Source organism: Pseudoalteromonas sp. BZA4, assembly GCF_040104395.1.
Lineage (GTDB): Bacteria > Pseudomonadota > Gammaproteobacteria > Enterobacterales > Alteromonadaceae > Pseudoalteromonas.
Genome location: NZ_JBECOT010000040.1, coordinates 24,352 through 38,273 on the forward strand (window position 1 = coordinate 24,352; position 13,922 = coordinate 38,273).

Sequence of the window (13,922 nt, forward strand, 5' to 3'; positions counted from 1 at the left end):
TATTATTGTGGTTAGAGTGAGAAATTATCGAACTCAGGATTCGCCTCAAAATCGCCTAGGCGTTCAATTTCAGTATCTTGGCGCATTTGTTCATGCCAACGATCTTCATCCCAAATTTCAAACTTGTTCATCAAGCCAACCAACATGATTTTTTTTCCAAGTTCTGCATGTGCGCGTAACGACGGCGCCAGCAAAATTCTGCCATTTTTATCTAGTTGATACTCTGTAGCGTTACCGAGCAGCATACGTTGCATACGGCGAGCGCGTGGATTCATGTTCGAAATCTTTAATAATCGTTCTTCAATTTCGAGCCATTCAGCTAGCGGGTATAACCACAAACAAGGTTCATTTAAGGCCACAGTGCAGATAACCGTTCCCTGATCTTCAGACAAGATCGCATCTCGGTACTTAGTCGGTACCGCAAAGCGTCCTTTATCATCCAAACTCAGAGAGCTCGCACCCCGAAACATAACTTGCCTTAAAAATAGGTTGTTAATCGTTAATGATTATTTCTGATCCAGTTTGATCCACTAAAAACCACTTTTTACCACAGTGCTCCAGTTTAGGGCTTGACAAGCCATTTTGTCAAGTAAGCAGATCATCATAAGCGCCTTGTGAAGCCAGAAAAAATAAGGCCTCAAGCAAAGCCTATGAATTACGTGGGAAAAAGTGGAAAACATCGAAAAAAAATATTTTTTCAATTTTCTTGGCGATGTATTAGGGAAAAATGGTTAATGAATAACCAATGAATAATTACAAAATTATCGAATGTTGTAATTTTTACTTAATCACCCTGCAAGAGTTACGGGAAACCTCTAATTATCGCCATTTAAATACATCTAACACATTGAAATTTAATGATTTCACCATTTGGTATGAAGGTTGCGATAGGTTAGCTACCAATTAAATGGCAATTTTTAAGGAATGATTATGACTACCGCAACTTCAAAATCGAACTCAAGCACACAAACTAATAGCAGTGCAAACTCGAACGCGGCTCAAGTAGAGGCGCCATTCACAGAAAAAGCAACTGAAGCAGCACATCACGCTGTTGATGCACTTTCAACTCGTGCAGCAAGTGCTGAACATAGTGTTCGCCAAGGCGCATCGAGCTCTGCTCAAACGCTTTCTGAAAAGCAAGCTGTAGCACGCGCTAAAATTAATGAGTACAGTGGTAAAACACGTCAACTTGCATCAGAGAACCCACTTGCAACAGCAGGTATTGCCTTTGCTGCAGGCATGTTAGTAACTGCTCTTATTCGTCGTAAGTAATTGTTATGCAGTCTTCTCAATCTACAGATGAGAAAACGCAAGATGCCACTGAACAGCCGTTAAACGCTGATCAGTGGCAAGATCATCTTGCTAAATTATCTGATTACGGCAAACAGCTATACATTGACTACCGCAAACAAACTGGAACTTGCAAACAACTTGCAGCTGCTGAGTGGCGCTTATCAACACGCTCACTCGCCTTAACGATCATCCTACTCGTCTGTTTTGCAGGCGGCTTGGTGCTACTTTGGGCTGGTTTACTTGCTACTATCGGTATCGCAATATTTAGCTTTAGCCAATCATTGTGGTTAGCCGCTATTTCACTGATTGCATTACAACTGCTTTGTCTTGCATGGCTTTGGAAAAACATTGGTTATGTCAGCAGTAAAATTGGTTTTGATCATACGCTCAAGAGCGTTCGTCAATTACTGAATATTAATAGGGATGAATGATGTTAATTGATTATTTTATTAATAAACCACAGCACAGAGTGACTAAACTAAGCCAACAAATGGATCTACAAGATGAACTTAAACGTCAACACCATCAAGCATTCAAATACCGTTTAAAACGCTTTGCAGTAAGTAAAGTAGGTATTGCCAGTGCCTTCACTGCGGGAATGGGCTACGAAGCGCTCAATAACTCAGACCACAAAGACGGTAAATTGAAACAAGTCAGCCGCTTCAGCTGGTTACTGCGTTTGTTGTGATCTTTATCATGTAATGTTTGCTTTTTACTTCTCTTTGCCAGCTGTTTTCATTACCTTAAACACAAACGAGCAATTTGTGAGAATGTAAGGTGAAAAAAAGGATTGTATTAACAGGCGGACCTGGTGGTGGCAAAACAACAGCCATCGATCTATTAAGACGTGAGTTTTCAAAACAAATTGTCGTGGTGCCAGAGTCTGCGACCATGCTTTTCAGTGGTGGAATAGAACGAGGCGATTCAGCTCATCTTATCAAAGCCCATCAACAAGCTATCTTCAGCTTACAAAAACACCTTGAACATATTCAGCGAACCATGCACCCAGATCGTTTAATGCTTTGTGATCGTGGTAGCTTAGATGGCCTTGCCTACTGGCCCGGTGAACAAGATGAGTTTTTTCAGTGTTTAAACACCAGTCTAGAAATCGAACTTAACCAGTATGATGCGGTGATCTTTTTTGAAACAGCTGCTAAATCTGGGCAGAGTATTCATTCTAATAACCCAGTAAGAAACGAATCTGATCAGCAAGCCATATTGCTTGATGACAAACTACAAGCTGTTTGGTCTCAGCACCCTAACTTTAATTTAGTGAAAAGTTCAGAGTCATTTATTCAAAAGGTGATGTTTGGCATCGACACCATCCGCAAGGTCATGGATAGTTATAACTAACAGTTTAATCAAGCCATTAAACTGTTAGTTATCAAGGTCTATTAACCACGATTATGAGGTCGAGCGTAGTCTATATCAGGCCCTTTTGGCACAACTTGAGTTGGGTTGATCATGGTGTGGCTAAAATAGTAATGACGTTTTATATGATAAAAATCAACGGTCTTATTTACACCTTCAACTTGATATAACTCACGCAAATAGTTGCTGATCGCCGGATAGCTCTCGATAGTACGCAAATTACATTTAAAGTGGCCCACATAAACACTGTCGAAGCGAATTATAGTAGTAAATAAACGCCAGTCGGCCTCTGTCAGTGTGTCACCCACTAAATAACGATTAGCTGTTAAACGTTGCTCAATCTTATCTAGAGCGGCAAAGAGATTATCAAAGGCTTCTGTATAAGCTTCTTGCGTTGTCGCAAAGCCAGCACGATACACCCCGTTATTAATATTGTGATAAACAAACTCATTAACTTCATCAATTTCAGAGCGCAACGATTGCGGATAAAAGTCGCGTTCATTACCTGTAAGGCCATTAAACGCGCTATTAAACATTCTGATAATTTCAGCAGATTCGTTACTAACAATACGCTGCGTTTTTTTGTCCCAAAGCACGGGAACCGTAACACGACCTGAATAATCTGCTTTGTTACGCGTATAAATTTGATGCATAAAGTCGCTATCGAAAAGTGCATCACCGGTGCTGTGATTATCTTTATCAAAGGTCCAGCCATGCTCTAACATGTCAGGGCTTACAACCGACACACTAATGTAATCTTCAAGGCCTTTTAAATGGCGAAAAATCAAAGTGCGATGAGCCCAAGGGCAAGCTAAAGAGACATAAAGATGGTAACGATCTTTCTCAGCTTTAAAGCCCGTATCACCACTTTGCCCTGCACTGCCATCTTCGGTAACCCAGTTACGTAACTGGGCTGCCTCACGTTTGAACTCACCTTGATTGTTATCGGTGTCGTACCATTTATCTTGCCATTGGCCATTTACTAGTAATCCCACAATAACCTCCTATAGTGTGCCAAATTTACCTAGCTGATAGTCACGCACTGCTTGCTGTAACTCAGCTTGGGTTGTCATTACAAACGGGCCCATATGAGCGATTGGTTGCTTAAGCGGCTCACCGGCTAGAATTAACGCCCCTGCACCAGTTTGCGAGTTAAACTCAATGTTGCTGCCAGGCTCTAAAATCAATAAGCTGCCTGCTTTAACTGGGCCGCCCTGTTCAGTATGAATTTCTCCAGTATGGATATAAATCATCACCTTAGTTTGCGCTAATGGTGCATGGTAAAACTGCGTACCAGCCGGTAAAGTTACATCGGCAAGCATGCCATCAGCGGCAAGGTCTTGTAGGCTAGAGTCCTGCTTTTCACCGGCAAACTGCCAGCTTCCTGCCAACGCTTTAAGCTCAACACCTTGCTCATTTTGAGTCATTGGTGCTGGCGCTTCAGTGGTATCTTGATAACGTGGTGCTCTTAGCTTCTCAGCACTTGGCATATTGAGCCAAATCTGAAAGCCGTGCATGCCTTCTTTGGCATCTGCTAATGGCATTTCACTGTGGATCACACCAAAACCGGTACTCATCCACTGCACATCACCAGCGCGAATCGCTTTTTTGTTACCCATTTGATCTTGGTGCTCAAAGCCACCTTTAATAATATAAGTAAAGGTTTCAATACCACGGTGAGGATGCGCAGGAAAGCCGCCCATAAAATCACTGTGATCATCTGACTTAAGCTCATCGATCATTAAAAAAGGGTCTAAATACTTGCCATCAAAGCCAGGAATACGACTGATGTTTACGCCGTCACCATCTTGTGTGGCATGGCTATTTAATTGTTGAATCACTTTCATAACTTTACTCCCGTAAATTGTATGAAATGATTGTAGGCGCTAATTTAACTAACAACCATGAGTAAAATTAGCGCTAATCATTCTATTTTTAAGAATGCTCATTTTGTTGTCTGGTTAATCTATCAGCCACTGTAGCACCCCGCTCTCCAACTTCTTTCTCTGGCCCTATGGTGCTATCGACTAAGGTTTGTTGTTCAGCACTAGCATTAATGGCCGCACCAAAAATGATGATGTATGCGCTGATATAAAGCCACATCAACATGATCACCACACCACCTAACGAACCATAAGTTTCGTTATAACTCGAAAATTGCGATACATAATATGAAAAACCGATTGATGCGATAATCCACAGCAACGTGGCAAGTATTGAACCTGGGGTGATCCAGCGCCATTTGGCGGGCGTTCTGTGAGGCGCATAACGATATAAAAACGCTAAAGCACAATTAAAAATAATGGCTAATAGCGGCCAAGTAATAAGCTGAATCATTAAATCGATAAGCTCAGTTAGACCAACTAAATTAAGCACTATTGGCAAAATACCAATGATCAATAACGCCACCAGCGCAACCACAATAGCACCTAACGAAAATAAAAAACGCACCACTAATGCCATAAAAAACTGGCGCTTGTTACGCTGATGGTAGGTAATATTACAGGCAGTGATGAGAGCTTGGCAGCCTTTACTACTACTCCAAACTGTTAATAACAAGGTCCCTATGGCGCTGACACTTAATACCTTTTGTGATTGCTGAGTGATGCCACTTACTTGTAGCAAAATGATGTCACGGCTACTTTCAGGTAAAATGGCAATCACTTTATCAAGCTGATCATAAATATCTGTTGGCGAGGCAAAATATGCATACACAGAGACAATAGCCGCCAGCGCAGGGAAAATAGCCAACAAGGCATAAAATGCCACGCCTGCCGCCACAAAAGATAAATTGTCTTGTGATAGGTTGTGATAAACCCGCTTGCTGATATCCCACCAGCCTCGCATTGGGATCTCCATCGGTGAGCGAGCTTGGTAACCTCGATTGTCCTTACTCATAAACGACCTAAAAAATTGCCTTTAACACTCTCAAACTGCAAACAACTTGCCAGTAATAATGGCGTCTGAATTGCATTAAGCTAAGCTTATAAAAACAGTATAAAGGTCCATGGAGCGGTGCGATGAGTTATTATTTACTTATTAAGAATCAGTTAGCTAGTTTGTTTACACCGACAATTTCAGTAACGTCACAAGCAATTCCTGAGAGCTTATCTTGGCAAGACTTAAACTCTCAAATTACGCAGTTTTTACATACTACATGGCAAATGTTACCTGCACTGACACTCGGAATTGTAGCCATCATCGTTTGCTACTTATTAGCCCGCCCTTTATCGTATTTATTAATCAAACCGCTTGGTTTTGTCAGTGAAAGTAAACTTTTGCATGTGGTGACTAGGCGCTTTTTTAGCATCATTATCATCTTGTTTGGCGTGTACTTATTTTTGCGTCTTGCTGGGCTTACCAGTTTTGCCGTGGCGATTATGAGTGGGACTGGCTTAGTCGGGCTTATTTTAGGTTTTGCTTTTCGCGATATTGCCGAAAACTTTATTTCAAGTATGCTGCTTAGTGTGCAGCGCCCTTTTCGTATTGACGATGTTATCGAAGTTGATGGTCGTTTAGGGGTAGTTAAAAAGGTTACGGCTCGCGCCACCACCTTGGTTGATTTTGATGGTAATCACATTCAAATCCCTAATGCGACCGTGTATAAAAACGTCATTAAAAACCTCACTGCGAACCCGAAAATGCGGGGTCACTTTAATGTTGGCATTGGCTACGATAATGACATTCGCTATGCCCAACAATTAGCAATGAAAGTGGTTAATCAAAACCCTGCTGTTATTAATGATCCGCCAAGCCAAGTGTTAATTGATTCATTAGGCTCAGCGACTCTTAATCTAACCATTTATTTTTGGGTCAATAGTAATGAACACAGTACTATCAAAGTGGCATCACAATTAATGCGAGAATTGGTCAATACCTATTTAGCAGAGCAAATCAGCATGCCTGATGATGCTCGCGAGCGAATTATTTTAAATAGCGAAAACGATACCGAGCAGCTAAACAATAATGTAAGCGCAGAGCCAAAAACGGCAAAATCACTCGACGACCATAGCCTTGATGACGTTAGCAGTGATGCCGATGATATTCGCGAACAAGCCGATCAATCTCGCGACCCTGAACAGGGTAGCAATATAATTTAAAGTACTTGAGAGCTAGGCTTCATCATTGGGTTTATCTTGCATAGCACGCTTAAACCCTTTGACTGACGTCCCTAAATCTCCACCTATTCGAGATAATTTTTTTGTGCCAAATAACAGCACCACAATTGCGGCAATAATGGCTAATTGCCAAACACTAATTCCTGCCATAACGACCTCTTTTTAAAATAAAAGCGCCCTTACAGGCGCTTGTACAACACTAAAATTAGAAACTAGCGCGAACACCCAAGGCAACTTGAGTACCAAAACGCTCAAGGTAACTCACTTGGTCTGTACGCTTGGTGTAACCCCAATAACGCTCATTCGTTAAGTTCGTTGCTTCGGCAAATACTGTGAATTGGTCACTGATGTTATAGCTCATGCTGGCATCTAACTGACCATAATCAGAGATCCAATATGGACCACCCCATGCATCAGGATCCGATAAGAATTTGCTACGCCAGTTATACGCTAAACGTGCTTGGAAACCATATTGCTCATAGTAAACCACGGCGTTATATGAGTTCTTCGACATGCCTCTAAATGGCAAACCTGATTCTTTTAGCTCTGGCTCATCGTAGCTACTGTCAACATAAGTGTAGTTAAGCTGAAAGCCTAAGCCATTGAAAGGTTCGGGTAGTAAGTTTTCGAGCGACTGCTGATAAGCAAACTCAGCACCTTTGATCGTTGCACCGTACTTACTCTTACCAGGGTAAGATGCAAAGTAACGCACACCTTCAATTTCAACGGGGCTTTCTACGTAATCGATAAATGATTTCAGGTCTTTGACAAACACCCCACCACTTAACGAGCTGCTGTCTTCAAAGTACCACTCTAAGGTCATATCGGCTTGATTAGCTTCTTCTGGTGTTAACGATGAATCGCCCATCGAAAGTTGTGGTAACCCTTCACGATACGTATCAAAGTTTGGCGCAAGCCATGGGCGTAAATAGCCTAACGATGGGCGGCTAATCACTTGTGCCGCAGAAAAACGGTAAATCAAATCATCAGTAATACTAAGCTTGAAGTTCATGCTTGGTAAAATGTTGCTGTAGTCTCCTTTAAATGATTGCTCAACGGTTTCGCGCCAACCATTTTCAAGTGGTTTACCATCCTCTTGTAAGTCAATTAACGATAGATCATACACTGACCCTTTAGAGCTCACTTCTGTTTGCGAGCCGCGAATACCAACGTTTAACATATACGGCATGTTTGCAAGAGTGCTCTCGAGCGTCACTTGCGCATATGCGGTAAGAACTTCTTCGGTTACCTCATAAGTACCCGATGAATTTAGCGATGCAACAATGCTCTTATCGGTCGCTTCTGCATTAATTGAACGATAATAAGCAAGTAACTTATCGTAATCGAAACTTGGCCACGGCTCTGGTGTAATGCTACTTTCGCCTTCTAAGAAGTTATCGAAATTCGCCTCAACAAACACATCACTTGGGATTTCAAAGAGGTTAAAGTCACCCACATTCACTACGGTGCTGTCATCAAATTCATAGCCATCGCGCTCTAAATATTGACCACCATTACTGAATTGGCTGGCATTTTTAGATGCATATTCAAGCTGACTTTTAGTTTGTTCAAGGTAAGTTAAACCAAAATCAACACGGGTCACAAAATCACTTTCAGGCACAAACGTACCGGTAAACTTAAAGTCATTAACCGTGTCTTCAACCCCAGTACCTGTATTACGGCTATAGTGAGCACCGTATGATTGATCCGCAGTTAAGCCCGGCGATAAGGTCACATCTGGCAGCATATTACCCGTGGTGTAATCAATCCCAATTGAGTCTATAAAACCACGCGCAACAATAAAGCGGTTATCACCGCCGTTTTCGTTTTTCGCTTTTGAATGGGCAACATCCACAGCCAGTGTTAGGCCATCCATTGGATACCATTTAGCATTAAGGGCAAACTGATAAGTATCGGTTTTACGTGGGTTGGTTAGGTTGAGTAGCTCCACCATGGTGTTACCGGTTTGCGTCATTGATACTACACGGCCTGTGTCATCAAATTCTGCATCAGTAAACACTGGCGTGCCTGGCGTCCAGCTTTCATCATAGTTTACAAAACCAATTTGATAGCGATGACCGTCAGTATTGTAACGTGAATAAAGAGCATCAAAGTTAATATCTAGGGTATCTGTTGGGCGCCATTGCATTGCTAACGTCGCACCGACGCGTTCACGCACATCCTGCGCGTTCGCAAAATACATGTAACTCGGGATTTTTGAGGCAAATATTTCACTTTGCCCATCAATTTCTCCGTTGCCGTTCATGTCGACTGGCACACCTGCGCTGTCTGCTCCCCAACCTTCTTCTTCGTCAAAAAAGCCGCTTGCTGAGTATGTGTCTGCACGTAAGGTTTTCTTAGAATACGCACCAGAGAAAAGCACACCAAAGGTATCATCATTAAAGTTGTCACCGATGATGAATGAAGCATGTGGATGTACATCGCCTGTTCGCGATTCATAAATCCCTTTTGCTGAAGCGCTCAAGGTAAAGCCGTCTTGATCTAGTGGTTTACGCGTTTCGATATCAACAACTGCACCAATGCCCCCTTCAATTAAGCGTGCTTCTGGCGACTTATACACCTGAAGCGCACCCACTAACTCTGAAGCAATGGTGTCAAAGTTAAAGTCGCGGCCTGAGTTTTCAGAAGCCAGTTTACGACCATTCAACGTGGTAATGTTGTAGCCGCCACCTAAACCACGCACTAAAATATTTTGCCCCTCACCGCCATTACGAGTAATGGTGATACCCGGAATACGCTGCAATGCTTCCGCTAAGTTTTCATCGGGGAACTTACCGATGTCATCAGCGACAACGACATCAACAACCGTCGTTGCTTCTTTCTTTCGAAAGTTTGATTCTTTAATACTGCTACGGATCCCTGTAACTTCAATAACCTCAACATCCTCTTCGACCTTACTATCGTTTTCTTGTTGTTGAGCAGTTGCAGCGAAACTGACTGATGAGGCCAGAATCGAGCTTATCAGCACGCTCAAATATGTTTTTCTAGTTGTTGTTGCCATGATGATTTCCTGTTTTTAAATGTTCAGATTTTTTCACCATAAAAATGGTAATGAGTAAGGCCTTATATTTAATCTATAACAAAATGAAACAATCTAGCAACAATAAATTACCTTGTGAAACTTTCGATAGTTACGAAATGTGTTTTATATATGAAAAAAATGGCTTCGAATGCCTTTAAATATGGGACTTTAATTTCGAAAGTTACGATAATGATTTTTTTTAAAGATTTTCTTTCGGTGGGCTGGTACGATTTATTTTGGATAACAAAAAAGGCGGCAAAAGCCACCTTTCATTAATTCTATTTAACTAGATAGTTAAACGGTAATCACCTCGATACCTAAGCTTGTTAATGATTCAACAAACTCTGCCGGCATATCTTTATCTGTAACCAGCACATCGATTGATTTAAGCGGCAATACATTATACAAAGCACGCTTACCAAATTTACTTGAATCTGTGACTGCAATGACTTTATCTGCGCGGGTGCACATGGTGCGATTCAGCATTGCCTCGGGCTCATAATGGGTGGTGATCCCTACTTCTGAGTCGATACCATCAACCCCTAAAATAACCTTTTTAAAGTTATATTTACTAAGTGCTTGCTCGACTTCATTTGAGTAAAAAGACATTGATTTCTTTCGCAATTGCCCACCCAGCATAAACACATTTGCATCTTCAATATCTGCCAGTACATGGGCAATATTAAGGCCGTTTGTCATCACAGTAAGGCCCTGCTTATTGGTTAATGCTTTGGCAACTTCTTCTGTGGTGGTGCCAGAATCAATAATTAAAGAGTCGCCATCATCAACCAAACTTGCCACAGCTTTCGCTAATAACACTTTCACTGCGTAGTTTTCGTTATGCTTATCTTTTACCGAAAGCTCTTTAGCCAATTTATCGCAGGCAATTGCCCCACCACGTGAACGGACAACTAAGCCACGTTTACCGAGCTCGTTAAGATCATGGCGAATGCTAACCTCCGAAATATCAAAGGTCTTTGCGAGATCTTTAACATTTACTTTGCCATTTTCCTCAGTCATCAGGACGATTTTTTGTCTTCTTTCTATTGTGGTTAGCATAGCTGGCCTGTTGTTTTAATAGCTGCTTTCAAATTTGTAGTTCAATATTACACAATTTACAGTTTCAAAGCCAAATTTAGTTTCGAAATAAAATAAAACTTTCAAAACTTACGAATTCTGTTTTATGATTATTTCACAACAAACTTCTTTGGTGACAAAAATGACAACACAAAGCTCACTGTTAGAGCAAACAGAACACACCAATCGCACGCAATTACTGCCTATGATGATTATAGGTGGCTTGTTTTTCTTATTTGGTTTTATAACCTGGCTTAACGGCTCCTTGATCCCATTTTTACAAATGGTCTGCGATCTCAACCATATTGAAGCTTATATGGTGACACTGGTGTTTTATATCGCCTATACCGTGATGGCACTGCCAAGCGCTAAGATTTTGCAAATATTCAGCTATAAGCATGGTATGTCGTTTGGTTTAGGTACCATGGCATTTGGTGCACTGTTGTTTATTCCTGCGGCACAAATTCAGGCTTACTGGTTGTTTTTGGTTGCCTTATTTACTTTAGGTAGCGGCCTTACCTTATTACAAACCGCTGCGAATCCTTACATCGTGCTTATTGGCTCTAAAGACACAGCAGCCGTGCGCATTAGCATTATGGGTATTCTCAATAAGAGTGCTGGTGTGGTGGCTCCATTGCTCTTCTCAGCGATTGTATTTAGCGACATTGCCAACTTTAGCCCAGAAGCTCTGGCTCAATTAAACAGCATTCAAAAGCAATTACAGTTACAAGAACTGGCTAATCGTTTAATTACTCCTTACCTTGTAATGGCAATCGCATTAGCAATATTAGCGGCGTTAATCATGCTGGCCCCGCTACCTGATATTGAACAACCAAAAACCAGCAACAACAGCGAGAGTAAATCAGTCCTGCAATTTCCACACTTAGTTTTAGGCGTGATAGCCCTATTCTTTTACATAGGTGCAGAAGTCATTGCCGGCGACACTATTGGCCTTTACGGCAAAGAACAAGGGGTATTGCAGTTCGCAGAACTCACCTCTTACACCATGGGCTTTATGGTGCTAGGTTATGTTTTAGGTATCGTATTAATTCCTCGCTTTTTTAGTCAGCAACAGGCGCTGATATTTTCTGCGTTAAGTGGTTGTGTGTTTTCACTTGGTATCATTTTGATTGAACCGCAACAAACTGCGATTGCAAACGTAGTGCTCTTTTGGCTTGCTGATAACAGTTTTCCAGATACCGTGTTATTTGTTGCATTACTTGGCTTATCGAATGCGCTGGTATGGCCGACCATTTGGCCTATGGCCCTTGCAAATCTTGGCGATAAAACCCAAACCGGCGCGGCATTACTGATTATGGGGATTTCAGGTGGCGCGCTATTGCCTTTGGTATACGGTGTATTTGCAGAATATACGGGCAATGCACAACAAGCTTACTATCTGTTGATCCCTTGCTATGCGTTTATTCTTTATTACGCACTGATTGGTCACAAACTAACAAGTTGGCGTAAGTAACGACATGGGCAGGCTTAGTTGTTTTAATATTTAACTAGCCTGCAATTTTTCTGATGTGAAATAGCCCAGTAGCAAAAATTCACGCACGGTAAAAATACACTTATAAATTAAGTACTCGTCATGCTTATCAGGGCTCACTTCTGAAAGAGATAAGGCTTGCTGCGCTATTATGCGCTGTTGCTGCAGTGAAGAAATAGTAAATAAACCTGTGAGTTTATCTGCTAATTGCGACGATGAAAGAGCACCTTCTGCAATCAGCTCTGCGCCTTTTAAGCATGCCGTACGCTCAGTCGTAGTTAGTGTATTTGCTAGCATTAAATCTGTGAAAGCGACTAAATTAAAATACAGCTGTTCATTTGGCTCCAGTTCCAAAATAACCGCCTGCATTTGCGTGACCACATCCCGGTGAGCCGCTGTTTTAAGCACCTCAAAATGATTGTCATCCACTTTATCAAATAGCTGAGTCGCAGCCACTGGCGTAATAGCCGCACCGAATAATGCTGCTAAACATTTAATGGCATTTCGCCTTTGTAGATCAGCCATTGAACACCCCATTTTGATAATTTCGTGCAGCATGATCGGCGGCTCTTGCAGTAAATGCCATATAGGTTAACGAAGGGTTCTGATAACCCGACGAGCACATAAACGAGCCGTCAGTGACATAGACGTTACGCACACTGTGAATTTGGTTGTAACGATTAAGCACTGAGGTTGTAGCATCATGTCCCATGCGCGCAGTTCCCATTTCGTGGATGGCTTGCCCCGGCGCTGAGCCTTTATCGTACGCTTGTACATTTTGATAACCAGCTTTGCTGAGCATCTCGACGGCTTGCGCTTTCATATCCTCGCGCATGCGCTGCTCGTTTTCAGCAAATTGACAATCAAAATTAACTAAAGGTAATCCCCATTGATCTTTTAATACCGGATCTAAGCTCATTTTATTACGATGATAAGGCAGGCATTCACCAAAGCCTATTAATGCAACTTGCCAAGGCCCAGGTTTGGCAAGGTCTTCTCGAAAAGCCTTACCAAAGCTAAGTTCTTTAAAGCCCCGTCGCCAATCTTTGCGTGTTGCGTATCCTTGATAGCCATAGCCGCGAATAAAGCTATGCTGCTCACTATCATCAAGGTTTCGAAAACGCGGAATATGAAAGCCTACGGGTCTGTCGCCATCATTAAAGTCATCAGCAAAACCTTTTGGTTCACCCGTTGCGCCAACCCTAAAATGGTGATCCATGAGGTTATGGCCAAGCTCTCCACTATCGTTCCCTAAACCATTAGGAAAACGTGCAGAGGTTGAATTTAATAACAAGGCTGTTGTGGCTACCGTTGATGCACAGCAAAAAATGATGTTCGCTCGCTCGATACGCTCTTTTTTAGATTCAGCATCAATTACTTTCACACCTGTGGCTTGCCCGCTATCACGGCTAGCGCATTTTAATCCCAGACTCTAACAGGGTTGAGCGGTAATCATCGTCTAGCCCTGCCATTTTCTTTTTCCTCGCCATACTAGCTGACTTAGATGTATCTTGTTTAAAAAGCGCCA

Annotated in this window: 15 protein-coding genes and 1 pseudogene; 6 read left to right on the forward strand and 10 right to left on the reverse strand. The window is 42.0% G+C overall.

Annotated elements, in window-relative coordinates; translation table 11 throughout:
* Positions 1-11: 11 nt before the first annotated feature.
* Positions 12-470 carry a division/cell wall cluster transcriptional repressor MraZ gene (gene mraZ, locus ABMY41_RS15230; RefSeq protein WP_054552739.1) on the reverse strand — a complete coding sequence of 153 codons (459 nt, stop codon included), beginning with the start codon at positions 468-470 and terminating at the stop codon, positions 12-14.
* A gap of 460 nt (positions 471-930) precedes the next feature.
* Between mraZ and ABMY41_RS15235 the strand changes: the two genes are divergently transcribed.
* The 4 genes from ABMY41_RS15235 to ABMY41_RS15250 all read left to right on the forward strand — a co-directional run bounded on the left by ABMY41_RS15235 (position 931) and on the right by ABMY41_RS15250 (position 2,646).
* Positions 931-1,272: a DUF883 domain-containing protein gene (locus ABMY41_RS15235; protein WP_287243468.1), complete on the forward strand. Its 342-nt coding sequence runs from the start codon at positions 931-933 to the stop codon at positions 1,270-1,272.
* A 5-nt stretch (positions 1,273-1,277) separates the two neighbouring features.
* Positions 1,278-1,724, forward strand: a complete 447-nt coding sequence (locus tag ABMY41_RS15240) for a hypothetical protein (RefSeq protein WP_287243470.1) — start codon at positions 1,278-1,280, stop codon at positions 1,722-1,724.
* Positions 1,724-1,981: a hypothetical protein gene (locus ABMY41_RS15245; RefSeq protein WP_063527972.1), complete on the forward strand. Its 258-nt coding sequence runs from the start codon at positions 1,724-1,726 to the stop codon at positions 1,979-1,981. The genes ABMY41_RS15240 and ABMY41_RS15245 overlap by 1 nt, the downstream gene beginning before the upstream one ends.
* A gap of 89 nt (positions 1,982-2,070) precedes the next feature.
* Entirely contained in the window at positions 2,071-2,646 is a 576-nt protein-coding gene (locus ABMY41_RS15250; protein WP_244926734.1) for an AAA family ATPase, read from the forward strand.
* 41 nt (positions 2,647-2,687) lie between these two features.
* On the opposite strand, the gene ABMY41_RS15255 is transcribed toward ABMY41_RS15250, so the two are convergent.
* The 3 genes from ABMY41_RS15255 to ABMY41_RS15265 form a co-directional block, all read right to left on the reverse strand.
* On the reverse strand, positions 2,688-3,659 hold the full coding sequence (locus ABMY41_RS15255) for a glutathione S-transferase family protein (protein ID WP_349275313.1): 972 nt from the start codon (positions 3,657-3,659) through the stop codon (positions 2,688-2,690).
* 9 nt (positions 3,660-3,668) lie between these two features.
* The gene (locus tag ABMY41_RS15260; RefSeq protein ID WP_175078707.1) at positions 3,669-4,511 is read right to left on the reverse strand and encodes a pirin family protein; all 843 of its coding nucleotides are present in this window, start codon (positions 4,509-4,511) and stop codon (positions 3,669-3,671) included.
* Positions 4,512-4,599: 88 nt separating this feature from the next.
* A complete protein-coding gene (locus ABMY41_RS15265) occupies positions 4,600-5,562 on the reverse strand; it encodes a YihY/virulence factor BrkB family protein (RefSeq protein WP_349275314.1) in 963 nt (320 codons plus the stop codon).
* A gap of 122 nt (positions 5,563-5,684) precedes the next feature.
* Between ABMY41_RS15265 and ABMY41_RS15270 the strand changes: the two genes are divergently transcribed.
* A complete protein-coding gene (locus ABMY41_RS15270; RefSeq protein WP_349275316.1) occupies positions 5,685-6,764 on the forward strand; it encodes a mechanosensitive ion channel domain-containing protein in 1,080 nt (359 codons plus the stop codon).
* A 12-nt stretch (positions 6,765-6,776) separates the two neighbouring features.
* On the opposite strand, the gene tatA is transcribed toward ABMY41_RS15270, so the two are convergent.
* From tatA to agaR, 3 genes are all read right to left on the reverse strand, one after another.
* Positions 6,777-6,932 (reverse strand): twin-arginine translocase TatA/TatE family subunit, encoded by a 156-nt coding sequence (gene tatA / locus ABMY41_RS15275; RefSeq protein WP_082401550.1) that lies wholly within the window; start codon positions 6,930-6,932, stop codon positions 6,777-6,779.
* A 55-nt stretch (positions 6,933-6,987) separates the two neighbouring features.
* Positions 6,988-9,804, reverse strand: a complete 2,817-nt coding sequence (locus ABMY41_RS15280; protein WP_349275318.1) for a TonB-dependent receptor — start codon at positions 9,802-9,804, stop codon at positions 6,988-6,990.
* Positions 9,805-10,119: 315 nt separating this feature from the next.
* Entirely contained in the window at positions 10,120-10,884 is a 765-nt protein-coding gene (gene agaR, locus ABMY41_RS15285) for a transcriptional repressor AgaR (RefSeq protein ID WP_289097006.1), read from the reverse strand.
* 160 nt (positions 10,885-11,044) lie between these two features.
* Here agaR and ABMY41_RS15290 point away from each other — a divergent pair, with 160 nt between their 5' ends.
* Positions 11,045-12,376 carry a sugar MFS transporter gene (locus ABMY41_RS15290; protein WP_063529020.1) on the forward strand — a complete coding sequence of 444 codons (1,332 nt, stop codon included), beginning with the start codon at positions 11,045-11,047 and terminating at the stop codon, positions 12,374-12,376.
* Between the two features lie 30 nt (positions 12,377-12,406).
* Here ABMY41_RS15290 and ABMY41_RS15295 read toward each other — a convergent pair whose 3' ends face one another.
* The 3 genes and pseudogenes from ABMY41_RS15295 to ABMY41_RS15305 form a co-directional block, all read right to left on the reverse strand.
* Entirely contained in the window at positions 12,407-12,919 is a 513-nt protein-coding gene (locus tag ABMY41_RS15295) for a hypothetical protein (protein WP_175082509.1), read from the reverse strand.
* On the reverse strand, positions 12,912-13,778 hold the full coding sequence (locus ABMY41_RS15300; protein WP_349275320.1) for a GMC family oxidoreductase: 867 nt from the start codon (positions 13,776-13,778) through the stop codon (positions 12,912-12,914). The genes ABMY41_RS15295 and ABMY41_RS15300 overlap by 8 nt, the downstream gene beginning before the upstream one ends.
* A 25-nt stretch (positions 13,779-13,803) precedes the next feature.
* Positions 13,804-13,922 (reverse strand): annotated as a pseudogene (locus ABMY41_RS15305) (ISAs1 family transposase); the annotation flags it as partial.